Annotated in this window: 19 protein-coding genes and 5 pseudogenes; 16 read left to right on the forward strand and 8 right to left on the reverse strand. The window is 69.7% G+C overall.

Annotated elements, in window-relative coordinates; translation table 11 throughout:
- Positions 1-347: 347 nt before the first annotated feature.
- Genes ACFJI0_RS01035 through ACFJI0_RS01060 form a run of 6 tightly spaced genes read left to right on the forward strand, consistent with a single transcriptional unit; the run spans position 348 to position 4,425 of the window.
- Positions 348-1,103: an ABC transporter ATP-binding protein gene (locus ACFJI0_RS01035; protein WP_382325863.1), complete on the forward strand. Its 756-nt coding sequence runs from the start codon at positions 348-350 to the stop codon at positions 1,101-1,103.
- Positions 1,100-1,810 (forward strand): ABC transporter ATP-binding protein, encoded by a 711-nt coding sequence (locus ACFJI0_RS01040; RefSeq protein WP_382323135.1) that lies wholly within the window; start codon positions 1,100-1,102, stop codon positions 1,808-1,810. Before ACFJI0_RS01035 ends, ACFJI0_RS01040 begins: the two co-directional genes overlap by 4 nt.
- 11 nt (positions 1,811-1,821) lie before the next feature.
- Positions 1,822-2,754: a 3-keto-5-aminohexanoate cleavage protein gene (locus ACFJI0_RS01045; RefSeq protein ID WP_382323136.1), complete on the forward strand. Its 933-nt coding sequence runs from the start codon at positions 1,822-1,824 to the stop codon at positions 2,752-2,754.
- 15 nt (positions 2,755-2,769) lie between these two features.
- Positions 2,770-3,672 carry an SDR family NAD(P)-dependent oxidoreductase gene (locus tag ACFJI0_RS01050; protein ID WP_382323137.1) on the forward strand — a complete coding sequence of 301 codons (903 nt, stop codon included), beginning with the start codon at positions 2,770-2,772 and terminating at the stop codon, positions 3,670-3,672.
- Positions 3,669-4,316: an SDR family oxidoreductase gene (locus ACFJI0_RS01055; RefSeq protein ID WP_382323138.1), complete on the forward strand. Its 648-nt coding sequence runs from the start codon at positions 3,669-3,671 to the stop codon at positions 4,314-4,316. The genes ACFJI0_RS01050 and ACFJI0_RS01055 overlap by 4 nt, the downstream gene beginning before the upstream one ends.
- Entirely contained in the window at positions 4,303-4,425 is a 123-nt protein-coding gene (locus ACFJI0_RS01060) for a hypothetical protein (RefSeq protein ID WP_382323139.1), read from the forward strand. The genes ACFJI0_RS01055 and ACFJI0_RS01060 overlap by 14 nt, the downstream gene beginning before the upstream one ends.
- Before the next feature lie 116 nt (positions 4,426-4,541).
- On the opposite strand, the pseudogene ACFJI0_RS01065 reads toward ACFJI0_RS01060, so the two are convergent.
- Positions 4,542-5,321 (reverse strand): annotated as a pseudogene (locus ACFJI0_RS01065) (transposase); the annotation flags it as partial.
- On the opposite strand from ACFJI0_RS01065, the pseudogene ACFJI0_RS01070 reads away from it, so the two are divergent.
- Positions 5,310-6,080: pseudogene (locus ACFJI0_RS01070) on the forward strand (phenylacetate--CoA ligase family protein); the annotation flags it as partial. The pseudogenes ACFJI0_RS01065 and ACFJI0_RS01070 sit on opposite strands and share 12 nt — an antisense overlap.
- 29 nt (positions 6,081-6,109) lie before the next feature.
- On the opposite strand, the gene ACFJI0_RS01075 reads toward ACFJI0_RS01070, so the two are convergent.
- A complete protein-coding gene (locus ACFJI0_RS01075; RefSeq protein ID WP_382323140.1) occupies positions 6,110-7,189 on the reverse strand; it encodes an AraC family transcriptional regulator in 1,080 nt (359 codons plus the stop codon).
- 77 nt (positions 7,190-7,266) lie between these two features.
- Between ACFJI0_RS01075 and ACFJI0_RS01080 the strand changes: the two are divergent.
- Positions 7,267-8,524 (forward strand): annotated as a pseudogene (locus ACFJI0_RS01080) (MFS transporter).
- 9 nt (positions 8,525-8,533) lie between these two features.
- Here the strand turns inward: ACFJI0_RS01080 and ACFJI0_RS01085 are convergent.
- Complete coding sequence (locus tag ACFJI0_RS01085) at positions 8,534-9,493, reverse strand: LysR family transcriptional regulator (RefSeq protein ID WP_382323141.1); 960 nt, start codon at positions 9,491-9,493, stop codon at positions 8,534-8,536.
- A 101-nt stretch (positions 9,494-9,594) separates the two neighbouring features.
- On the opposite strand from ACFJI0_RS01085, the gene wrbA reads away from it, so the two are divergent.
- Genes wrbA through ACFJI0_RS01100 form a run of 3 tightly spaced genes read left to right on the forward strand, consistent with a single transcriptional unit; the run spans position 9,595 to position 11,890 of the window.
- Complete coding sequence (gene wrbA, locus ACFJI0_RS01090; protein ID WP_382323142.1) at positions 9,595-10,221, forward strand: NAD(P)H:quinone oxidoreductase; 627 nt, start codon at positions 9,595-9,597, stop codon at positions 10,219-10,221.
- Positions 10,218-11,390 carry a CynX/NimT family MFS transporter gene (locus ACFJI0_RS01095; protein ID WP_382323143.1) on the forward strand — a complete coding sequence of 391 codons (1,173 nt, stop codon included), beginning with the start codon at positions 10,218-10,220 and terminating at the stop codon, positions 11,388-11,390. The genes wrbA and ACFJI0_RS01095 overlap by 4 nt, the downstream gene beginning before the upstream one ends.
- A gap of 38 nt (positions 11,391-11,428) precedes the next feature.
- Positions 11,429-11,890 (forward strand): carboxymuconolactone decarboxylase family protein, encoded by a 462-nt coding sequence (locus ACFJI0_RS01100; protein ID WP_382162147.1) that lies wholly within the window; start codon positions 11,429-11,431, stop codon positions 11,888-11,890.
- 12 nt (positions 11,891-11,902) lie between these two features.
- On the opposite strand, the pseudogene fdhD reads toward ACFJI0_RS01100, so the two are convergent.
- Both fdhD and ACFJI0_RS01110 read right to left on the reverse strand, forming a co-directional pair.
- Positions 11,903-12,686 (reverse strand): annotated as a pseudogene (gene fdhD, locus ACFJI0_RS01105) (formate dehydrogenase accessory sulfurtransferase FdhD).
- A gap of 278 nt (positions 12,687-12,964) precedes the next feature.
- Positions 12,965-15,269: pseudogene (locus ACFJI0_RS01110) on the reverse strand (FdhF/YdeP family oxidoreductase).
- A 132-nt stretch (positions 15,270-15,401) separates the two neighbouring features.
- Here ACFJI0_RS01110 and ACFJI0_RS01115 point away from each other — a divergent pair.
- From ACFJI0_RS01115 to ACFJI0_RS01130, 4 genes are all read left to right on the forward strand, one after another.
- The gene (locus tag ACFJI0_RS01115; RefSeq protein WP_382323144.1) at positions 15,402-16,484 is read left to right on the forward strand and encodes a substrate-binding domain-containing protein; all 1,083 of its coding nucleotides are present in this window, start codon (positions 15,402-15,404) and stop codon (positions 16,482-16,484) included.
- An 86-nt stretch (positions 16,485-16,570) separates the two neighbouring features.
- Positions 16,571-17,122, forward strand: a complete 552-nt coding sequence (locus ACFJI0_RS01120) for a cytochrome b (protein WP_382323145.1) — start codon at positions 16,571-16,573, stop codon at positions 17,120-17,122.
- Complete coding sequence (locus ACFJI0_RS01125) at positions 17,119-17,682, forward strand: YceI family protein (RefSeq protein WP_382323146.1); 564 nt, start codon at positions 17,119-17,121, stop codon at positions 17,680-17,682. Before ACFJI0_RS01120 ends, ACFJI0_RS01125 begins: the two co-directional genes overlap by 4 nt.
- 16 nt (positions 17,683-17,698) lie before the next feature.
- Positions 17,699-18,256 (forward strand): YceI family protein, encoded by a 558-nt coding sequence (locus ACFJI0_RS01130; protein ID WP_382323147.1) that lies wholly within the window; start codon positions 17,699-17,701, stop codon positions 18,254-18,256.
- A gap of 95 nt (positions 18,257-18,351) precedes the next feature.
- Here the strand turns inward: ACFJI0_RS01130 and ACFJI0_RS01135 are convergent, their stop codons facing one another.
- Genes ACFJI0_RS01135 through ACFJI0_RS01145 form a run of 3 tightly spaced genes read right to left on the reverse strand, consistent with a single transcriptional unit; the run spans position 18,352 to position 20,034 of the window.
- The gene (locus tag ACFJI0_RS01135; RefSeq protein ID WP_382323148.1) at positions 18,352-18,936 is read right to left on the reverse strand and encodes a fumarylacetoacetate hydrolase family protein; all 585 of its coding nucleotides are present in this window, start codon (positions 18,934-18,936) and stop codon (positions 18,352-18,354) included.
- Complete coding sequence (locus ACFJI0_RS01140; protein WP_382323149.1) at positions 18,909-19,364, reverse strand: hypothetical protein; 456 nt, start codon at positions 19,362-19,364, stop codon at positions 18,909-18,911. The genes ACFJI0_RS01135 and ACFJI0_RS01140 overlap by 28 nt, the downstream gene beginning before the upstream one ends.
- A gap of 19 nt (positions 19,365-19,383) precedes the next feature.
- Positions 19,384-20,034 carry an NUDIX domain-containing protein gene (locus ACFJI0_RS01145; protein WP_382323150.1) on the reverse strand — a complete coding sequence of 217 codons (651 nt, stop codon included), beginning with the start codon at positions 20,032-20,034 and terminating at the stop codon, positions 19,384-19,386.
- Positions 20,035-20,196: 162 nt separating this feature from the next.
- On the opposite strand from ACFJI0_RS01145, the gene ACFJI0_RS01150 reads away from it, so the two are divergent.
- Positions 20,197-21,012 (forward strand): cysteine hydrolase, encoded by an 816-nt coding sequence (locus tag ACFJI0_RS01150; RefSeq protein WP_382323151.1) that lies wholly within the window; start codon positions 20,197-20,199, stop codon positions 21,010-21,012.
- Positions 21,013-21,030 lie beyond the last annotated feature (18 nt).

Genomic DNA, 21,030 nt, shown 5'->3' on the forward strand with positions numbered 1-21,030 from the left:
TGATGTTCATGCCGCAAGGTCTCGTCGGCCTGGGCGACGCGGCAGCGTCGCGCGTGCGGCGGCTGGGCGGGGCGCGCGCGCTGCCGCTGCTGTTCACGTGGCTGGTCGCGGCCCTGTTGCTGGCCGCCGGTGCGGTGTTCCTGATCGAGCTGCTGCAGCGCCTGTGCTCGCAGGAGTACCGCGCGCTCGCCGCGCAGGCGGGCGCTTGGCCCCCTGTGACGATGTTCAAGAGCACCTGGGACGTGACCAGCGTCGCCACCTGGGCCTGGCGCACTGGCCCTGCTGCCCGTGGGCGGCGGCTTGCTGGCCTTCGCGCACCAGCGGCTGCAAACCAAGGAGGACCCGGCATGAGCGCACCCATCCTGCAACTCAAAGGCCTGTGCAAGTCGTTCGGCGACACGGCGATCATCCGCGGCGTCGACCTCGACGTGGCGCCCGGCGAGCGCCGCGCCTTGATCGGGCCCAATGGCGCGGGGAAATCCACGCTGTTTCATCTGATCTCGGGCAACCTCGGCGCCACGGCGGGCACGGTCGCCTTCCAGGGACGCGACATCACCGGCTGGACGCCGCAGCGCGTGAACCGCCTCGGGCTCGCGCGGTCTTTCCAGATCACCAACATCTTTCCCAAACTGACGGTGTTCGAGAACGTGCGCCTGGCGGTGATGCGCCAGCAGCCGCAGCCCACGGCCTTCTGGCGGCGCGTCGACCGGCTGCGTGGCCTGCGCGAGGCCACGCAGCGGCTGCTCGAGCAGGTGCGCCTGCACACCCGCGCAGGCACGCTGGCGGGCGGGCTCAGCTACTCCGAACAGCGCTCGCTGGAGATCGCCATGACGGTGGCCTCCGATCCCCAGCTCATCCTGCTCGACGAGCCCATGGCCGGCATGTCGAGCGAAGAAACGGACTACACCTTGAACCTGATCCGGGAAGTCACCGCCGGCCGCGCGCTGCTGATCGTGGAGCACGACATGGACGTCGTCTTCAAGCTGGCCGACCACATCAGCGTGCTGGTGTACGGCCAGGTGATCGCCACCGGCACCCCGGACGAGATCCGCCGGCACCGGGGCGTGCGCGAGGCCTACCTGGGCGAGGAGGTCGCGGCATGAACAGCTTGCTCGAAGTGGAAGACCTGCACGCCTACTACGGCAAGAGCCACATCCTCCAGGGCGTGGGTTTCCGGGTGGGCGCGGGCGAGGTGCTGAGCCTGCTGGGACGCAATGGCTCGGGCCGCTCCACCACGCTCAAGGCGCTGATGGGCCTGGTGCCGCCCAGCCGGGGCCGCGTGCGCCTGGCGGGCCAGGAGCTGGCCGGCTCACCGGCCAACCGCATCTGCCGCGCTGGCCTGGCCTATGTGCCCGAGGAGCGCGAGGTGTTCGCCAACCTCACGGTGGACGAGAACCTGCGCATGGGCGAACAACCCGCAGCACCCGGCGCGCCGCGCTGGACGGTGCAGCAGATGTTCGACTATTTCCCCCGGCTCAAGGAGCGGCGCCACACAAAGGCCGGCAGCCTGTCGGGCGGCGAGCAGCAGATGCTCACCATCTGCCGGTCCCTGCTGGGCAACCCCCGGGTCATCCTGATCGATGAACCCACCGAAGGGCTGGCGCCCATGATCGTGGCGCAGGTCGGCGAGTGCATCCGCGACATGCGGACCCAGGGTGTCTCTGTGGTCCTGGTCGAGCAAAAGCTCGCCATCGCGCTCAAGGTGTCCGACCGCGTCTGCGTGATGGGCCATGGCCGCATCGTGTTCGAAGGCACACCCGCCCAACTGCAATCCGATCCCGGCCTGCTCGCGCAGTGGCTGGCCGTCTGAAGGCTTTCCGCATGTCCGACAAAGTCATCATCTCCTGCGCCGTCACCGGCTCGGTGCACACGCCCAGCATGTCGCCCTACCTGGCCATCACGCCCGAACAGATCGCCGCACAGGCCATCGAGGCCGCCGAGGCCGGCGCGGCCATCCTGCACCTGCATGCGCGCGATCCCGCCGACGGGCGGCCCACGCCGGACCCGAAGGTGTTCGACCAGTTCGTGCCGCACATCCAAGCCGCGACCGATGCCGTGATCAACATCACCACCGGCGGCAGCACCCGCATGACGCTGGCCGAGCGGCTCGCCTACCCCTTGCAGGCGGCGCCCGAGATGTGCTCGCTCAACATGGGGTCCATGAATTTCTCCATCCACCCTGCGGCGCGCAAGATTTCGCAGTGGCAGCACGGCTGGGAGAAGCCCTATGTGGAAGGCATGGAAGACCTGATCTTTCGCAACACCTTCGCCGACATCAAGCACATCCTCCAGGTGCTGGGCCGCGAGCGCGGCACGCGCTTCGAGTTCGAGTGCTACGACGTGGGGCACCTCTACAACCTGGCCCACTTCCGCGACGAAGGGCTGCTCGACGGGCCCATCTTCCTGCAGTGCATCTTCGGCATCCTGGGCGGCCTCGGTGCCGATCCGGAAAACCTCGTCACGATGCGCACCACGGCCGATCGCCTGTTCGGCCGGGACGGCTACCGCTTCTCGGTGCTGGGCGCCGGGCGCCATCAGATGCCGCTGCTGACCATGGCCGCGGTGATGGGCTGCGACGTGCGCGTGGGGCTGGAAGACAGCCTGTATCTGGGCAAAGGCCAGCTGGCCCGCAGCTGCGCCGAGCAGGTGCGCAAGATCCGCCGGATCCTGGATGAGCTGTCCCTCGAGGTGGCATCGCCTGCCGAAGCGCGGGCCATGCTCGCGCTCAAAGGCAGCGATGCCGTCCATTTCTGACCACCGACACACACCATGAAAAAACTTCTTGAAAACCGCGTCGCCATCGTCACCGGTGCCGGGCAGGGGCTGGGCCGTGCCCATGCCCTGGAACTCGCGCGCCACGGCGCGCGCGTGATCGTCAACGACCTGGAGGGCGCCGACGGCGGCGCCCGCGCGCAGGCCGTGGTGGCCGACATCCGCGCCCACGGCGGTGACGCCCGGATGCACCTGGGCGACGTCACGCGGGCCGGCCACATGCAAGACATGGCCGAGCTGGCCATGAACGCCTGGGGCCGCATCGACATCATCATCAACAACGCGGGCATCCTGCGCGACAGGACCTTCGCGAAGATGCCGCTGGAGGATTTCCGCCTAGTGCTGGAGGTGCACGTCATGGGGGCCGTGAATGCCACCAAGGCGGTGTGGGCGCAGATGCAGGAACAACAGTACGGCCGCATCGTGATGACGACATCGTCGTCGGGCCTCTACGGCAGTTTCGGTCAGGCCAACTACGGTGCCGCCAAGATGGCGCTGGTCGGCCTCATGCAGACGCTGGCGCTGGAAGGCGACAAACGCAACATCCGCGTCAACTGCCTCGCCCCCTCCGCCGCGACCGGCATGACGCATGGCATCTTGCCTCCCGAAGCGCTGGCCCGGCTCACGCCGGAAAGCGTCAGCCCGGCGCTGATCCCCCTGGTCTGCGAAGACGCACCTACCCGAACGATCCTGCTGGCCGGCGCGGGCAGTTTCGAGGCCGCGCACATCACGATGACGGAGGGCATCCACCTCGGTGACCAGCCCGGGGTGGCAGAACAGCTGCGCTCACGCCTCGCCGACGTCTGTGGCCGCGACGGCGAGCGGGTGCCAGCTTCGGGCTGGGAGCAGTACGTGCACGAACTCAGCAAGGGCGGCTCCACCGTGGAGGGCGCGGCATGAGCGGCGCGCTGCAAGGGCAAGTGGCCTGGGTCACCGGTGCGGGCTCGGGCATCGGGCTGGCGGCGGCCCGGGCGCTGGCCGCTGCCGGTGCCAAGGTGGTGCTGTCCGGTCGGCGCCCCGATCCCCTGGAGGCAGCGGCTGCGCAGATCCGCGCGGCGGGCGGTGCGACCGACATCGCGGTGCTGGACGTGACCGATGCCGATGCCGTGGCAGACACGGCCGCGCAGCTGCTGCAGCGGCACGGTGAGCGCCTGGACGTGCTGGTGAACTGCGCGGGCACCAACACCCCCGAGCGGTTCTGGCGCGACCAGTCTGCCCAGGGCTGGCGCCAGGTCGTCGCGACCAACATGGACAGCATCTTCTACACCACGCGCGCCGTGCTGCCCGCGATGCGCGCGCGCCGCAGTGGGTGGGTCATCAACGTCTCATCGTGGGCCGGCGTCCACCATCCCAAGCTCACCGGGCCGGCCTACAACGGGAGCAAGCACGCCGTGGTCGCGATGACCGAGACCATCAACATGGAAGACGGGGTGCACGGCATCCGCGCCTGCAGCCTGTGCCCTGCCGAGGTCGCGCACGCCCATTCTGGACACGCGGCCGACGCCGCCCACCGCGGACGAACGGGCGCGCATGCTGCAACCTGACGACGTGGGGCACACCGTCCGGTTCCTGGCCGAGCTTCCTGCCGGGGTGTGCATCAACCAGATCGTCATCAGCCCGACCTGGAACCGGATGTACATCAACGATCTGTGAGGGGTGGGCTGCCGGGTGGTCCAGCTCGCATAGGCGCTGCCGCGTCTCGGGCAACGGCTCACCCAGGGCGAAACGGGTACCATCGTCGGATTCAATAGTAACGATGCGTCGAAGCACACCTGCGCACGGGCTCGGTGGTAGAAGTACGAGCTTCGCGCAAGATCCAACTGTGTCAGGAGCTCTGGCAGGGCATAGAGCACCTTGAGGGCGTCAACCAGCAATGTCTTCTCCCGGTTGGTCAGGAGATGCAGATCGACGCCCAGGCCTTTTTTTAGCAGTTCATTGGCCTTCTGCACGAGATCGCGTTCGAGCTGCAGTTGGCGGATGTCGCGTTGCAGGGATTCGAGCTGTTGCTCCAGCTCCGCTCGCTCAGGTGATGGTGGTGGGTGGTTCTGGCGTTTCATGGATGCGGGCGCCTCGCGGCCGAGTAGCTGGTTCTTCCAGTTGTACAGCGTCGGCCTGCATACGCCCAGTTTTTCTGCCACGGCTTGCGCACCTTCCTGCCGCGTGCAGAGCTCCATGACGCCCGCCTGTTTCAATGTCTCGGAATATCTTCGCCGGCCGGCGGTGCCAACGGCGACTCTCCAGCTCTCAGGAAGTGCGTCGCGAATCCAGGCGGTCAACGTACCCCGGCCTGGGTATCCCAATGCCCTCATCGTTGCAGCTATGCAGCGGTCATGCGCAAGGTAGTGCGCAATAGCCGCCTGCTTCTGATCCTGCGAGTACTTGGGAGGCCGGCCCGCATAGCCCTCAGGCAGAGCCGAACGTCGTTCGTACTCACGGTGCCAGCTCTTCAGGGCATTCTTGGTTGGGTAACCGAGTTGACGGATGGTTGCCCTGATGCGCTTGTCCAGCTTGATGTAGAGCTGGACCGCTCGACCGCCGGCACCGGCCAGACCGAACAGCAGCTGCAGGCCATCACCGAACTGCAGCCCGAGGCCTACACCGGCACGCCCAGCTTCCTGCGCATCCTGGTGGAGAAGGCCCAGGCCGAGGGCATCGACATCGGCAGCATGCGCAAGGCCGTGGTGGGCGGCGAGGCATTGCCGCCCAGCCTGCGCGACTGGTTCGCCGAGCGCGGCGTGGCGGTCTACCAGAGCTACGCCACCGCCGACCTGGGCCTGGTGGCCTACGAGACGAGCGCGCGCGAGGGCCTGGTGGTGGACGAGGGCGTGATCGTCGAGATCGTGCGCCCGGGCACCGGAGAACCCGTGCCCGAGGGCGAGGTGGGCGAGCTGGTGGTCACCACCCTCAACCCGGCCTACCCGCTGATCCGCTTCGGCACCGGCGACCTCTCGGCCATCCTGCCCGGCGCCTGCCCCACCGGGCGCACCGCGCCGCGCATCAAGGGCTGGATGGGCCGCGCCGACCAGACCACCAAGGTGCGCGGCATGTTCGTGCACCCGGCCCAGGTGGCCGACATCGCGCGGCGCTTCCCGCAGGTGAAGAAGGCCCGCCTGGTGGTCAGCGGCGAGATGGCCAACGACCAGATGTGCCTGCGCGTGGAGGCCAGCGAGACCGACAGCGGCCTGCGGCAGCAGATCGAGGCCGCCGTGCGCGAGGTCACCAAGCTGCGCGCCCAGGTCGAGCTCGTCCAGCCGGGCTCCCTGCCCAACGACGGCAAGACCATCGAGGACAGCCGCTGCTGCGCCTGAGGCGCAAGAGGGCGCACGCGATCCCCCTTTCAGGGCTGGCGCGCCTCCCGCCGATCCGCGGCGGCCCGCTTGTGCCGCAAGGCACCGGGTGGATGCCCGATGACCCTTTTGAACGCGCGGCTGAACGAGGCCTCCGAGTCGTAACCCAGGCGGGTGGCGGCCACGGCCACGCGCATGCCTTCTCGCTCGATCCAGCGGCGCGCCTGGAACATCCGCACGCGGGTCACGTACCGCGCCGGGCTCTCGCCCAAGGTGCGCGTGAACAACTCGGCGAAGCTGGAGCGCGAGGCGCCCATCAGGTCCGCCAGCGCCGGCACCGTCCAATCGCGTTCGGGCTCGGTGTGGATCGCGGCGATCACCTTGCCGATGCGGGGGCACTGCACCGCCGCGATCCAGCCACTGGCGTCGCTGCAGGCGCACTCGACCCAGGCGCGGATGATGCAGGCGGCCAGCACATCGGCCAGGCGCGCGAGCATGCCGCAGGCGCCGATGCGATCCAGCGCGACCTCGCGCTCCATCGCTTCGAGCAACGCGGGCACGGAGGGGTCTCGCGTGGCCAGTTCGTTGGCGCGCATCGCGTCCGGCATCATCGCCAGCAGGGGGTGCAGGGGATCGAGGTTGAAGCGCATGGCGCCGCAGAAGACGATGTCGTTCGGCGCGCCTGGAGGCCCTTCGTCCGGCGTTGGGGGCGATGAGGCCATGGACGCGGGCTGCGGCGCGCCGCCGATGAGGTAGATGTTGTCCGCCACCGGGGTGCGCGAGAGGGATTCGATGTCCACGCACGGCACGTCGGGCGCGCTGGCCAGGATGTGAAAGCTGCCCCGCGGCAGCAGCACCGCGTCGCCGGCGTCCAGCCGCACCCAGTCGTGACCGGGCAGCCAGAGCCAGCAGCCGCCGCGCGCCACGAAATGGAAACGGGCCTCCGGCCGCGCGGGGTAGGCCACGGCCCAGGGCGGCTGCATCACGCAACGGCCGTATTCGACGCCGTCGAGCCGCAAGCCCAGCAGGATGCGGCTCAGCAGGTCGGCCGGGCGGGGTGGCGCGTCCGCCGCGCCACGGGCGGCGCTCCCCTCGAGCAGGGCGGGAGATTCGGAGGAATAGTCAAGCATTTCGGCTTTTCCCACATGGAAACGCCGGCATCTTATCCCTAAGCTGGCGGTCTTGCTGGCTTCCCCCTGTTCCATTCATGTCCTCCTCCTGCTCCACCTGCATCGATCCCTCCCAAGCCGTGGCCGCACCGCCGCCGCCAGCGAACGCGGATTCGCCCCACTGGGCCGCCGTCGGCTCGCTGGCGCTGGGCGTTTTTGGCCTGGTGACCGCCGAATTCCTGCCGGCCAGCCTGTTGACGGCCATGGCCACGGACCTGGGCATCAGCAACGGCGCCGCGGGCCAGACGGTCACGGCGACGGCGCTGGTGGGCGCGGTCGCCGCCCCCGCCTTTCCGCTGCTGACGCGGCGGCTGGACCGCAAGTGGGTGATGCTGGCGCTGAGCCTGCTGCTGGTCGTCTCCAACCTGATGGCCGCGACGGCCACCTCGCTGCCCGTGCTGCTGGTGGCCCGCGTGTTGCTGGGCGTGGCGCTGGGCGGCTTCTGGGCCCTGGCGGGCGCGCTGGCCCTGCGGCTGGTGCCCGCGGACCGGTTCGCCCGCGCCATGTCGCTGATCCTCACGGGGGTGTCGGTGGCCAACGGTGTGCGCCGCCCCCATCGGCGCCTGGATGGGTGATCTGTGGGGATGGCGCAGCGCCTTCGTCGCCGCGGGCGTGGTCAGCGTGGTGACGCTGGTCGCGCAGGCCATCACGCTGCCCGCGCTGCCGCCGCGCGACCACGCCAGTCTGCGCGTGCTGGGCCAGTTGCTGCTGCGGCCGCAGGTGCGCATGGCCCTGCTGGCGGTGCTGCTGGTGATCTCGGGCCATTTCGCGGGCTTCACCTACATCCGGCCGCTGATGGAAAACGTCACCCACCTGTCCGTCCAGGCGATCTCGGTGGTGCTGCTGGGCTACGGCATCGGGGGTTTCTTCGGCAACCTGGCGGGCGGCTACCTGGCCGAGCGCAGCGAGCGCCGCGCCATCGTGGCGGGTGGCACGCTGGTCGTCCTCATGGCGGGCAGCCTGTTGCTGGCGGGTTCGTCGGCGCTGGTGACCGCCGTGGCGGTGGCGCTCTGGGGTTTTGCGTTCGGCGCGTTCCCGGTCGGTTTCCAGACCTGGGTGGTGCGGGCCGCGCCCGACCACGCCGAAGGCGCGGGCGGCCTGATGGTGGCGGCGTTCCAGATCGCCATCGCCAGCGGCGCGGTGGGTGGCGGGCTGCTGGTCGATCACGTGGGCGCGCTCGGCGCGCCGGCCTTCGCGCTGGTCGCCATCGTGCTGGGCACCTTGCTGACCTTGCGCCACGGTCCCCGGCCGCAGGGCCAACGGGCCGGTGCCCAGCCGGTGCCGGTTCATCACTGAACCAGGGTGTCAGGGCGTCGTCGGGCCTGAACCCGCGGCACTGCGCACGCGCCGCTGGCGCGCCTGCGGCGGCGACGCGTGCTGGTGCAAGGCGAGGCGCAGGGCCGTCGCGGCCACACCGAGGGCGCGGTCGGTGCGGCGGGCCAGGTAGGTCTGCGTGTGCGCCACGCCCAGCGGACCGAGCGCCGTGGCGGCCAAGGGCACCAGCTGCTTCTCGGCCAGTTCGCGCTCGATCACCCACCGCGGCAGGCGGCCCCAGCCCACCCCGCCCAGGATCAGGGCCCGCTTGGCGTCCTGCGTGCCCACGCGCAGCGTCTGGGGCGACAGCACACCGAAGTCGCGTCCCTCGGACAGCGGCGTGGGATCCTCCAGCACGATCTGCACGTGGTCGGCCAGCTCGACGCTGGTGAGCGCCTTGCGGCGCCGCGCCAGCGCATGGCTGGCGGCGGCCACCGCCACGATGGGCACGCGTTGCAGCGCCTCGGTCTCGATGCGCGGATCGAGAAAGTCTTCGCCGGCCATGATGGCCAGGTCGCACTGCCGCTCGCGCAGCGCTTGCAGCGGACCGCCCAGTGGCGCGACCGCCAGGCGCAGCCGAACCGACGGCCAGGTCTCGCGCACCGCCTTGAGCGCGGCGGCCACCACGGGCAGCGGGTAGAGCGTGTCCACCATCAGCGAGAGCTCGATCTCCACGCCCTCGCCCAGGCCGCGCGCGCGCGCCCGCATGAAATCCACCTTGAGCAGCACGGCGTGCGCGTCTTCCAGCAAGGCCAGGCCGGCCGGCGTGAGTGCGGGCCGGTGGCCGCTGCGATCGAACAGGCTCACGTCGAGCTGGTGTTCGAGGTTGGCGATCGCGTGGCTCACGGCCGACTGCGCGCGCCGCAGGCGCGTGGCCCCGGCCCGAAAGCTGCCGGCCTCGGCCACGGTCACGAACATGCGAATCTGATCGAGGGTGAGGGCGTCCAGCATTGATCGATTCCGTAGATCAGGAAGCTCAAAATTTTAGGCCTTCCGCAGATCAATGTGGCTGCCGATACTTCTCCCATTCCCACATGAGAGGTGTTCACGTCATGACCCAGGTGCTGGTGCTCTATTACTCTTCCTACGGCCACATCGCGACCATGGCCAGCGCCGTGGCCGAGGGCGCGCGCACGGCGGGCGCGCAGGCCGTGGTCAAGCGCGTGCCCGAACTGGTGCCGGACGCCGTGGCCCGCAAAGCCGGTTACCAGCTGGCGCCAGACGTGCCGGTGCGCACCGTGGAGGAGCTCGCGGCGTACGACGCCATCGTGTTGGGCACGCCCACCCGCTTTGGCAACATGGCCGCGCAGATGAAGAACTTTCTCGATCAGGCCGGTGGCCTGTGGGCCCGGGATGCGCTGGTGGGCAAGGTGGGCAGCGTCTTCACCTCCACGGGCAGCCAGCACGGCGGGCAGGAGTCGACCATCCTCTCGACGCACATCGTGCTGATGCACCTGGGCATGGTGGTGGTGGGCCTGCCCTACAGCTTCAAGGGCCAGATGCGCATGGACGAGATCACCGGCGGCTCGCCATACGGCTCGGCCACCTTGGCCGATGACGGGTCGGGCGGCGACCGCCAGCCCAGCCTGAATGAAATCGAAGCGGCCCGCTACCAGGGGGCCCATGTGGCGCGGGTGGCGCGGGCGCTCGCGCTGTCGCAGCCGATGGCGGTGGCGTGAGCGGCTCCTCTGCGAACCCGGCCCGCACCGACTGGCGGGCCGTGGGGGTGGTGGTGGCCGCCGGGGTGGTCTCGGCCTTTCACCTGGGCAAGGTCGCCATCGCGGCCCCCCAGCTTCAGGCCGATCTGGGCCTCAGCCTGGGCCTGCTGGGCGCCCTCGGTGCCACCTTCGCCGTGTTGGGCGCGCTGGGTGGCGTGGTGGCGGGCTCCGTGGTGGCCCGTGCCGGCGACCACCGCATGCTGGTCCTCGGGCTGTTGGCCACGGCACTGGGGGCGGCGATGGCGGTGCCGAGCGACCGCTTCGGTGTGCTGCTGGCGTCGCGCGTGGTGGAGGGGCTGGGGTTTCTGCTGATCACGGTGGCCGGGCCCACGGTGCTGGCGCGCCGGGTGCGCGCGGCCGATCAGGCCACCGCCTTGGTCTTGTGGAGTTGCTTCATGCCAGCCGGCATGGCGCTGGCGATGCTCACCGGGCCGTGGTTCGGCGACTGGCGCAGCCTGTGGGTGACCGCCGCGCTGGCGGCCGGTCTGCTCGCGGTTCTGGTGGTGGGCATGGTGCCGCGTGGTCCACGGCCTGCCCGCGCGGACGACCCGGCCCGCCTGGCCGAGGTCTGGCGCTCCGAACCCCTGGCGATGGCCGCCACGTTCCTGCTCTACAGCCTGATGTTCTTCGCGCTCTTCAGCTTTCTGCCCGTGCTGCTGCAGCAGCGCCTGCAGGTGGGCGCCGGTGCCGTCGGGCTGCTCGCCGCGGTGGCCTGTGCGGCCAACATCGTGGGCAACCTGTGCGCGGGGGTCCTGCTGGGCAAGGTGGGCCGTGAGGTGCTGGGCGCCTGCGCGGCGATCACGATGGGTCTCTGTGGCCTGGGCATCTTTCTGCCTGTGCTGGGTCCGGGCATGGCCTTGGCCCTGTGCCTGGTGTTCTCCGCGGTGGGCGGCCTGGTCCCGGCCAGCCTGCTGTCCGCGGTACCGCGGGTCACGTCCACACCCGCGCAGGCGGCCCTGGTGGTGGGGCTGCTCATGCAGGGCAGCAACCTCGGCCAGGCGCTCGGGCCGGTGCTGGTCGGCAGCGCGGTGGACCGCCACGGCTGGCCGGCCGCCGCGGCCTGGGTGGGGGCCGCGGCACTGGCGATGGCCTGGACCGTCTGTCACAAAACGGCGCCGAGGCCCGTCTAGCAAGACAAGGATCCCCTTTTTCAACCCAGGAGCTCACGATGTCCTCTCCCCGACTTGACTACTTCACGCTGGCGCCCAAAGCCGCCAAGGCGCTGGCCCAGCTTTCACACGTGGCCGGCGCCACGCTGGACAAACGGCTGAAGGAGCTGGTGAACCTGCGCATCAGCCAGATCAATGGCTGCGCGTTCTGCATCGACATGCACTGGGCCGACCTGGTGAAGCAGGGCATGGAGCCACGGCACATCAACGCCGTGGCGGGTTGGCGCGAGGCGCCGCGCTTCTTCAGCGACGCCGAGCGCGCCGCGCTCCAGTGGGCCGAGGCGGTGAACGCCTTGCCACAACGGGCGCCGAGCGATGCCGACTTCGAAGACCTGCGGCGGCACTTCAGCGACGGCGCGATCGCGGAGCTGACGTTCGCCGTCGGCGCCATCCGGGCGTGGAACGTGCTCAACGCCAGCTTCCACACCCCCGTGCCCGACACCCCGTTTGCGGCCGCTTGAGGCCGGGCGGGCTCAGCCCAGTCGGTCCGCGAAGGTGTACGCCACCATGCCGTCGCCCCGGGCAAAGCCGATCAACAGCAGACCGGCCTCGTTCGCCACGTCGATCGCCATGGCCGTGGGCGCGGAGACGGCGGCCAGCACCGAGATGCCCGCGCGCGCGGTCTTCTGCACCATCTCGAAACTGGCCCGGCTGGTGAGCGCGACGAAGTGCCGCGAAGGGTCGAAGCCTGCCCGCCGCGCCGCGCCGATCAGCTTGTCCAGCGCGTTGTGCCGCCCCACGTCCTCGCGCACCAGCACCACGCCGCCATCGTCGATCCGGCAGAGCGCCGCCGCGTGCGTGGCGCCGGTGAGCTGCTGCCGGGGCTGGTGGGCGGGCAGGGCCTGGAGGGCCGAGGCCACGGCGGCGGGCGCGATGCCCAAGGCGGGCACGGCCGGCGGCCGCTGCCGCACGGCGGCGAGGGAGTCCGTGCCGCACAGGCCACAACCCGTGCGCCCGGCCATGCTGCGCCGGCGTTCGCGCAGCCGCCACTCGCAGGCGCTGCGCAACCTCCAACTGCACCTCGATGCCATCGGGCGTGTCCACCACGTCCACCCCGCGCAGCTCGCCGGGGTCGAGCAACAGGCCTTCGGTGAGGGCGAAGCCCAGCGCGAAGTCTTCCAGGTCGGCCGGCGTGGCCATCATCACGGCATGCGAGATGCCGTTGAACACCAGCGCCACGGCCACTTCGTCGGCCACCCAGTCGGTGGCCAGGCTGGCCAGTCCGTCGCGGCGCACCTGCACCTCGCTGGCCCGCACGCCGGCCGGCGGGCGTTGGGGCGTCGCGGCCAGCGAGCGCCCGGCCGCCGTGAGGTGCGCCACCCAGCGGTCGTCGACCTGTTCCACGCGCACCCAGCCGGGCCCGTGCACGCCGCCGATGACCGCGTGGCCCATCAGCGTGAGCTGGCGCATGAGCACGCTGACGCCCTGACCCAGGCGCTTGCCCAGGCGCGGCAGCGACATGCCGTTGGCCTCGGGTGTGCTGGCCAGCTCGCGCAGGATGGCTTCGGCCAGCGGGGTGAGCGTGGTGGTGCCGTTCATGGCTCGAGGTGGGGCGTCAGGCGCACCGGAATCGCCTTCGAGGTGGGCGTGCCCGCCGCGATCGCGGTGGCCGACAGCGGCACCAGCGGGTTGGTCTCGGGGTAGTAGGCGGCCAGGCAGCCGCGCGGAATGTCGTAGGCCACCAGGCGGAAGCGGTCGGCGCGGCGGTGCTGGTCGTCGTCCCACACGGTGTGGAGGTCCACCCAGTCGCCATCGGCCAGGCCCAGGGCGCGCAGGTCCTCGGCGTGGATGAAGACCACGCGGCGCTGGCCGAACACGCCGCGGTAGCGGTCGTCCATGCCGTAGATGGTGGTGTTGTACTGGTCGTGCGAGCGCGTGGTGAGCAGCGAGAACACGAGGGTGTCGCGCTGGCGGGCCTGCATGGACCGGCGCGCGCGGTGCACCGGCGTGTCGCGCGGCACCGGGTGCGGGAAGAACGTGGCCTTCCGCGCCGGGGTGTCCCACACGCGCTCGCTGGCGGTGTTGCGCAGGCGAAAGCCGCCGGGCACGGCGACGCGGGCGTTGAAGTCCTTGAAGTCGTCGAACACGGCTTCGATCTGGTCGCGGATGCGGGCGTAGTCCTCGATCAGCCACAGCCAGGCGGTGCGGCTGCGCCGGCCCAGCGTGGCCGCGGCCAGGCGCGCGACGATGGCCGGCTCGGACAGCAGGTGTTCCGAGGCCGGCGGGTTGATGCCCAGCGAGAGGTGCACCATGCTCATGGAGTCCTCCACCGTCACGCCCTGCGGGCCCGTGGCCTGCACGTCGATCTCGGTGCGCCCCAGGCAGGGCAGGATCAGCGCCTCGCGGCCGTGCACCACGTGGCTGCGGTTGAGCTTGGTGCGCCACGTGCACCGTGAGGTCGCACTGGCGCAGCGCCTTCCAGGTCTCGTGGGTGTCGGGCGTGGCGGCGGCGAAGTTGCCGCCCAGCGCGAAGAACACCTTGCCCTTGCCCTCGCGCATCAGCTGGATGGCCTCCACCGTGTCCACGCCGTTCTGTCGAGGCGGCTCGAAGCCGAACACCTGCCGCAGCCGGTCCAGCAGCGCGGCCGGCGGCTTCTCCCAGATGCCCATGGTGCGGTCGCCCTGCACGTTGCTGTGGCCGCGCACCGGGCAGGCACCGGCACCGGGCCGGCCGATGTTGCCGCGCATCAGGAGCAGGTTCACCAGCATCTGGATGGTGCGCACCGCGTGCTGGTGCTGCGTGATGCCCATGCCCCAGCAGACGACGGTGTTCTTCGCCCCGGCGTAGAGGTCGGCGGCGGTGTGGATCTGTTCGCGCGTGAGGCCACACTCCTCGGTGATCAGGTCCCAGGACTCGGCGCGCAGGTCGTCGGCCAGGGCCTGGAAACCCACGGTGTGTTCGGCGATGAAGGCGTGGTCGAGCAAGGCCTGCTCGCCCGCGTCGTGCCGCTCCAGCAGGCGCTTCATCATGCCTTTCACGGCCGCCAGGTCACCACCGCCGCGCAGCTGGAAGTAGTGCGAGCTGATCGGCGTGGAGCCCAGCGTGGCCATCTCCATCTTGCTCTGCGGGTCCTGGAAGCGCTCCAGGCCGCGTTCGCGCAAGGGGTTGAAGCTGACGATGCGCGCGCCGCGCTTCGAGGCGGCGCGCAGTTCGCCCAGCATGCGCGGGTGGTTGGTGCCGGGGTTCTGGCCGAAGATGAAGATCGCGTCGGCGAGTTCGAAGTCGTCCAGCGTCACCGTGCCCTTGCCCACGCCGATCTGCGGGCGCATGCCGTTGCCGCTGGGCTCGTGGCACATGTTCGAGCAGTCGGGAAAATTGTTGGTGCCGTACTCGCGCACGAACAGCTGGTACAGGAAGGCCGCCTCGTTGCTGGCGCGGCCCGAGGTGTAGAACATGGCCTGGTTGGGGTCGGGCAGGGCATTGAGGTGGCTCGCGATGAGGGCGAAGGCGGCGTCCCAGCCAATGGGGCGGTACCGGTCGAGCACGCCGTCGTAGACCATCGGGTGCGTCAACCGGCCCTGGTCTTCCAGCCAGAAGTCGCTCTGCCGCGCGAGCTCGCTCACGGTGTGGCGCTCGAACAGCTCGGGCCCGGCGCGGCGCGCGGTGGCCTCGGCCGCCACGGCCTTCACGCCGTTCTCGCAGAACTCGAAGGTGGATGCGTGGTGGCGGTCCGGCCAGGCGCAGCCCGGGCAGTCGAAACCGTCGGGCTGGTTGGCCGACAGCAGGGTCTTGGCGCCCTTGAGGGGAATGTCCTGCCGCAGCAGCGCGTTCTTCACGCTGTTCAAGGCGCCCCAGCCGCCGGCGGGGCCGGTGTAGAACTCGATCTTCTGTGGATTCATCAGGGTCTCGGTGAGAATGCAGGCGTCCTGGCCTGTCCGGCATCGTCCCGTGATTTCCGTTCGCCATCAATATGAAGCTTTCGGTCCGATGCACCGGCAGCCCGCTGCATAAGCACCGCCTCACATAAGCGCATGAAACAGGTCTCCATCCGCCCCGTCTGGACCATCCAGGAGCCCGATGGCCCGCCCCTGCCGGCGCGCCTGATCGAGTTGCTGGTGCTCGTGGCCGAGCAGGGCAGCCTGCTGAACGCCGCGCGCGGGCTGGGCATGTCCTACCGCCGCGCGTGGGACGTGGTGCGCGAAGGCGAACAGCAGTTCGGGACCCCCTTGCTCGTGATGGAGCGCGGCAAGGGCTCGACGCTGACCGAGCTGGGCGCGCGCATCGTCTGGGCCGACAAGCGCATCCACGCCCGGCTGCGGCCCGCGCTGGAGACGCTGTCTTCCGAACTCGCCGAGGAACTGCGCGGCGCCCTGAGCGAAGCGCCCGCGGCCTTGCGCATCCAGGCCAGCCACGGCTTTGCCATCGAGCGGCTGATCGACCGGCTGGCGCAGGACGGCCTGAAGCTCAGCTTCTCGTATGCGAGCAGTGCCGCGGCGGCCGCCGCGCTGCGCGAAGGCGCGTGCGACGTGGCCGGTTTTCACCTGCCCATCGGGCCGATGGAGGCCATGGCGCTGGCGCACTACCAGCCCTGGCTGCAAGGCCTGGACCTCACGCTGGTGGACATCGCCACGCGCCGCCAGGGCCTGATGGTGCGGCCCGGCAACCCGCGCGAGCTCTACGCGCTGGCCGACCTCACGCGCGCCCCCGTGCGCTTCATCAACCGCCAGCCCGGATCGGGCACGCGCCTGCTGCTGGAGGGTTTGCTCAAGGCGCAGGGCATCGCCCCCACACGCATTGCCGGTTTCGAGCAGGGCGAGTACACGCACGCCGCCGTCGCCGCCTATGTGGCCAGCGGCATGGCCGATGTGGGCTTCGGGCTCGAACCCCCGGCGCGGCACTTCAAGCTCGACTTCGTGCCCATCGCCACCGAGCGCTATTTCCTGCTGTGCCGCGACGACGTGATGACCGCGCCCGCGATGCAGGCGGTGCTGTCCGCCCTGCGCGACCCCGGCTTTCGGGCCACGCTCGCGCAGTTGCCGGGTTACGACCCGGCCGACCTGGGCCGGGCGATGCCGTTCCAGGATGCGTACCGGTTCGTACTGCCCTCTGGTTGATACGCGAAAGGTATTGCTGGGAATACAAAACGAGTATTTGAACGTATCGACACCCCGACCTAGGATCGGCCCATGGGATGCACCCGATGACGCCGAACCTCAAATACTCTTCGACCGCGATCGCGATTCACTGGCTGGCTGCGCTGCTGATCCTGGCGGCCATCGCCCTGGGCGTTTACATGACCGGCCTGCCGATGTCGCCGGCCCGGCTCAAGCTCTACAACTGGCACAAGTGGCTGGGCATCACCATCCTGGTGCTCTCCGTCGTCCGCCTGGCGTGGCGCGCCACGCACCGCCCGCCGGCGGACCTGCCCATGCCACCCTGGCAGCGCCGTGCCGCCCATTGCTCGCACGGCCTGATGTACGCGCTGTTCTTCGCCGAGCCGCTGGCGGGCTGGGTCTACAGCTCCGCGTCCGGGTTTCCCGTGGTCGTGTTCGGCGTCCTGCCCCTGCCCGATCTGGTGGCGCCCGACAAGGCGCTGGCGGAGGACTTGAAGTCCGTTCACGCCGGCCTGGCGCTGGCGCTCGGGGCGGCCATCGCGCTGCACCTGGCGGCCGTGGTGCAACACCAATTCATTCACAAGGACGGCCTGCTGTCGCGCATGCTTCCGCGAACGGCTGGAAAGAACCAGGCATGAACAACCGCCTTCGCATCGGCATCGCCGCCTTCGTCCTGTCGGGCGCCAGTGTGGCGATGGCCCAGACCCTGGAGCCGGCGCAGAGCGAGATCGCCTTCACCTTCCGCCAGATGGGCGTGCCCGTGGCGGGGCGCTTCACGAAGTTCAGCGGCCAAGTCCACTTCGACCCCAAGAAACCCGAGGCCGGCAAGGTCGCGCTGCGCATCGACACCGGCAGCGCGCGCTTCGGTTCGGCGGAGACCGACGCCGAGGCGGTCAAGAGCGACTGGCTGCACGCCGCGAAGTTTCCGCAGGCCAGCCTGGATTCCGTGGCCATCCAGGCCGTGGGCCCGGGCCGGTACGAACTGGCCGGCCAGCTGAGCATCAAGGGAACGGCCAGGGCCGTGCGCATCCCGGTGGCGCTGGCGCGAAGCGGCGCCATGACCATCGCCACCGGCGCCTTCACGGTCAAGCGGCTCGAATTCAAAGTCGGCGATGGGGACTGGTCGGACACCTCCCTGGTCGCCAACGAAGTGCAGGTGAATTTCAAACTCGCGCTGTCCGGCATGGCGGCGCTTTAACCCTCCGGTAACCACCATGAAGAAACTGTTGTCTCTGCTGCTCGCCGCATCGGCCTGCGCGTCGGCCCAATCGGCCACCTACCAGCTCGATCCGCTGCACACCCACGTCATGTTCGAGATCGACCACATCATCTCGACCAACCGCGGCCGCTTCGACAAGAAGGAGGGGGTCGTCGAGTTCGATCCGCAGGGCAAGACGGGCAGCGTCAGCCTGACGCTGGACATGAGCTCGATCAACACCGGCGTGGCCCCGTTCAACAAGCAGCTGCAGTCCAAGGACTTCTTCGATGTGGAGCAGCACCCGACGGCCCGCTTCGTGGCGGACCAGTTCGTCTTCAACGGCGACAAGGTGGTGGAAGTCAACGGCCAGCTCACCCTGGTGGGCAAGACCCATCCCGTCAAGCTCAAGGCCTTGCGCTTCACCTGCTACATGAACGGCATGCTCAAGCGCGAGGTCTGCGGCGGCGATTTCGAGGCCACCATCAACCGCAGCGCCTGGGGCATCGAGTTCGGCATCCCGCGCTTTCCCGACAGTGTGAGGCTGGTGCTGCAGGTCGAAGGGATCAAGCAGTGACGGACCGGGGTCGGCCCTCACGACGGTGCGGGAAATGAAGGACCGTTACCTGGCCCACATGCGGGACACCGCGAAGCGCCTCGAAGCGCTGTGAGTCAGCGCGAACGGATCTCCACCACCTGGTCGATGGCCCCGAACAAGGCCTCGCCCTGCGGGCCGCCGGCCAGGATGCGCACGCGGTCGCCGTGCTGAAGGTAGGGCGGCAGCCGGTCCTCGGGCTCGCCTTGCAGCTGCGCGCGCACGCGGGCTTCGGTGATGCAGGCGCTGCCCGAATCGGGGTCGGCGTTGCTGACCGTGCCCGCGCCCACGATGCTGCCCGCCACCAGGCTGCGGGTGCGCGCCAGGTGGGCGATGATCTGCGCGAAGTTGAACACCACCTCGCTGTTGGCATGGGGCTCGCCAAAGCGCTCGCCATTGAGCTCGATGCGCACGCGCCCGTCGAACATGTGGTCCTTCCAGGCCTCGCCCAGCGCGGCGGGGGTGACCGCGATGGGGGCGAAGCTGGTGGCCGGCTTGCTCTGGTAGAAGCCGAAGCCCTTCGCGAGTTCGCCCGGGATCAGGCCGCGCAGCGACACGTCGTTGAGCAGCACCACCAGCGCGATGCGATCGGCGGCCTGTTCGGCGGTGGTGCCCATGGGCACATCCTTCGTGATCACCGCGACCTCGGCCTCCAGGTCCACCAGGTGGGCGGCATCGGTGCGACGATGGGCTCCACGGGGCCGAGCATCACGTCCGAACCGCCCTGGTACACCAGGGGTTCGATGTCGTAACGCGGCGGGATGGGCTCCTTGCGCCATTGGTAGATCAGGCGCGCGTGGTTGCGGTAGACGGAGGCGTCGGCCCACTGGTAGGCCCGGGGCAATGGCGCCATGCAATGGGTCGGGTCGATGCGCTCGGCACCGCGCCAGCCCTCGGCTTCCAGGGCGAGGCGGCGCTGCTCCAGGCCCGGGGCCTGGGCATCCCAGACGTCCAGCAGGGCCTGCAGCGTGGGCAGGTCGCGGCCGGCGGGCACCCACTGTTGGCCGGACGGGCTGACCAGCATGAGTTCACCGTCTCGGGTGCCGTTGTGGCGGGTGGCGAGTCGCAGGTGCAGGGGACTTGGGGTCATGGGGTGGTGGTGGTCGGTGTCAGAGGCCGCGCTCGCGCACGCTCAGCGCGGAACGGAATTGTTTCTTGAGCCGGTACAGCTGGGCCGGGCGGTTGCGGCCGCCGAGCTTGGTCGCGCCGGGCACTTCTTCCAGGATGCCCAGGTCATCGAGCTTGCGCCGGAAGTTGGGCAGGTTCAAGGGCTGCGCCAGCACCGCCTCGTACACCGCGTGGAGTTCGGGCACGGTGAATTGATCGCCGCAGAGGAACGCCGGCAGCGACGAGTAGGCCGCCTTGTTGCGCACGCGCGCCACCACGCCGGCGATGATCTGCGCATGGTCGAAGGGCAGGGCGGGCAGCCTGCCCACCGGGAACCGCTGGACCGTGTCGCCCAGCACGCTGGGCGGCACCAGGGCGTAGTAGACGACGGTGAGCGACCAGCCCCGTGGATCGCGGCCGGGGCCGGAGAAGGTGCCGTACTCTTCGAGGTAGGGGCTCACGACACCCGCCTTGCGCTTGAGCACGCGCGCCGCCGCCGCGCCGGCGTGGTCGTCCTTGTCCTCGTGCACGTAGCCCCCGGGCAGGGCCCAGAGCCCCTTGAAGGGCTCGGCGTCGCGCTTGAACAGGGCGACTTCCAGCTCGCCCTGGACCAGGGTCAGGAGCACGGCGTCGACGGTGAGGATGATGGCCATGGTGGGGAATTTTTTCCGGATTCTACTGCTTAGATTCAGAACGCACCGAATAGGTGTATGGATCCATTCATCGGCAAATGTCCTGAATCAGAAAGACTAAGATGCAAAAAAAATCAAAGTAGGTATACTGGGGCCATCGACACCCACCAAGGACGGATGGACATGCGAACCAAGCTCCTGATCATTGATCCCCAGAACGACTTCTGCGACATCGAGGGCGCGGCGCTCCCGGTGGCCGGCGCCCGTGACGACCTGCGCCGCCTGGCCCGCTTCATCGACGCTCAGTCGGCTCGCCTCAGCGACATCACGGTGACGCTGGATTCGCACGCCAGCGTCGCGGTCGAGCGCACCAGCTTCTGGCTGACGCGCGAGGGTGAGGCCGTGGCGCCGTTCACCTTCATCACGGCCGCGAGCGTGGCGGCCGGCGAGCACCGGCCGCGCGATGCCCGCCTCACCGGCCAGGTGATGGCGATGCTGAATCAACTGGCCGCCGCGGGCAAGGCCGGCATGGTGGTGTGGCCGGTGCACTGCGTCACGGCCACCTGGGGCCACAACATCCAGAGCGACCTCGCCGACAGCCTCGCCGCCTGGGAGATGGCCCACCAGCGCGCGGTGGCCAAGGTGCTCAAGGGCGAGTACCCGCTGACCGAGCATTTCGGCGTCTTCGAGGCCGACGCCCCGGTGGCCTCGGTGCCGGGCACCCAGTTCAACCGCGCGCTGGCCGCCTCGGTGGCCAGTGGGGCCGACTTCGTCGCGTTCGCGGGGCAGGCGTCGAGCCACTGCGTGGCCGCCAGCTACGACCAGTTCATGCGCTTCCTCGCCAGCGCGCCGGCTTTCGCGCCCCAGGTGGTGTTGCTGCGCGACTGCATGAGCCCGGTGCCCGGCTTCGAGACACTGGCGGACGGCCTTTTCGAGCGCGCGCGGGCCGCCGGCAGCCTGGTGCTGGGCGTGGACGAGTTCGCCGCGCGGATTTGCTGACTTCAGACCAAGACAAGG

The sequence above is a fragment of the Hydrogenophaga sp. UC242_53 genome (genome assembly GCF_042696965.1).
GTDB lineage: Bacteria > Pseudomonadota > Gammaproteobacteria > Burkholderiales > Burkholderiaceae_C > Hydrogenophaga.

Coding starts and splice junctions, on each gene's coding strand:
- ACFJI0_RS01035 (WP_382325863.1), top strand. CDS start 348: ATGAGCGCACCCATCCTGCAACTCAAAGGCCTGTGCAAGTCGTTCGGC.
- ACFJI0_RS01115 (WP_382323144.1), top strand. CDS start 15,402: ATGAAACAGGTCTCCATCCGCCCCGTCTGGACCATCCAGGAGCCCGAT.
- ACFJI0_RS01055 (WP_382323138.1), top strand. CDS start 3,669: ATGAGCGGCGCGCTGCAAGGGCAAGTGGCCTGGGTCACCGGTGCGGGC.
- ACFJI0_RS01075 (WP_382323140.1), bottom strand. CDS start 7,189: ATGCTTGACTATTCCTCCGAATCTCCCGCCCTGCTCGAGGGGAGCGCC.
- ACFJI0_RS01100 (WP_382162147.1), top strand. CDS start 11,429: ATGTCCTCTCCCCGACTTGACTACTTCACGCTGGCGCCCAAAGCCGCC.
- ACFJI0_RS01060 (WP_382323139.1), top strand. CDS start 4,303: ATGCTGCAACCTGACGACGTGGGGCACACCGTCCGGTTCCTGGCCGAG.
- wrbA (WP_382323142.1), top strand. CDS start 9,595: ATGACCCAGGTGCTGGTGCTCTATTACTCTTCCTACGGCCACATCGCG.
- ACFJI0_RS01040 (WP_382323135.1), top strand. CDS start 1,100: ATGAACAGCTTGCTCGAAGTGGAAGACCTGCACGCCTACTACGGCAAG.
- ACFJI0_RS01120 (WP_382323145.1), top strand. CDS start 16,571: ATGACGCCGAACCTCAAATACTCTTCGACCGCGATCGCGATTCACTGG.
- ACFJI0_RS01125 (WP_382323146.1), top strand. CDS start 17,119: ATGAACAACCGCCTTCGCATCGGCATCGCCGCCTTCGTCCTGTCGGGC.
- ACFJI0_RS01045 (WP_382323136.1), top strand. CDS start 1,822: ATGTCCGACAAAGTCATCATCTCCTGCGCCGTCACCGGCTCGGTGCAC.
- ACFJI0_RS01140 (WP_382323149.1), bottom strand. CDS start 19,364: ATGACCCCAAGTCCCCTGCACCTGCGACTCGCCACCCGCCACAACGGC.
- ACFJI0_RS01085 (WP_382323141.1), bottom strand. CDS start 9,493: ATGCTGGACGCCCTCACCCTCGATCAGATTCGCATGTTCGTGACCGTG.
- ACFJI0_RS01150 (WP_382323151.1), top strand. CDS start 20,197: ATGCGAACCAAGCTCCTGATCATTGATCCCCAGAACGACTTCTGCGAC.
- ACFJI0_RS01130 (WP_382323147.1), top strand. CDS start 17,699: ATGAAGAAACTGTTGTCTCTGCTGCTCGCCGCATCGGCCTGCGCGTCG.
- ACFJI0_RS01145 (WP_382323150.1), bottom strand. CDS start 20,034: ATGGCCATCATCCTCACCGTCGACGCCGTGCTCCTGACCCTGGTCCAG.
- ACFJI0_RS01050 (WP_382323137.1), top strand. CDS start 2,770: ATGAAAAAACTTCTTGAAAACCGCGTCGCCATCGTCACCGGTGCCGGG.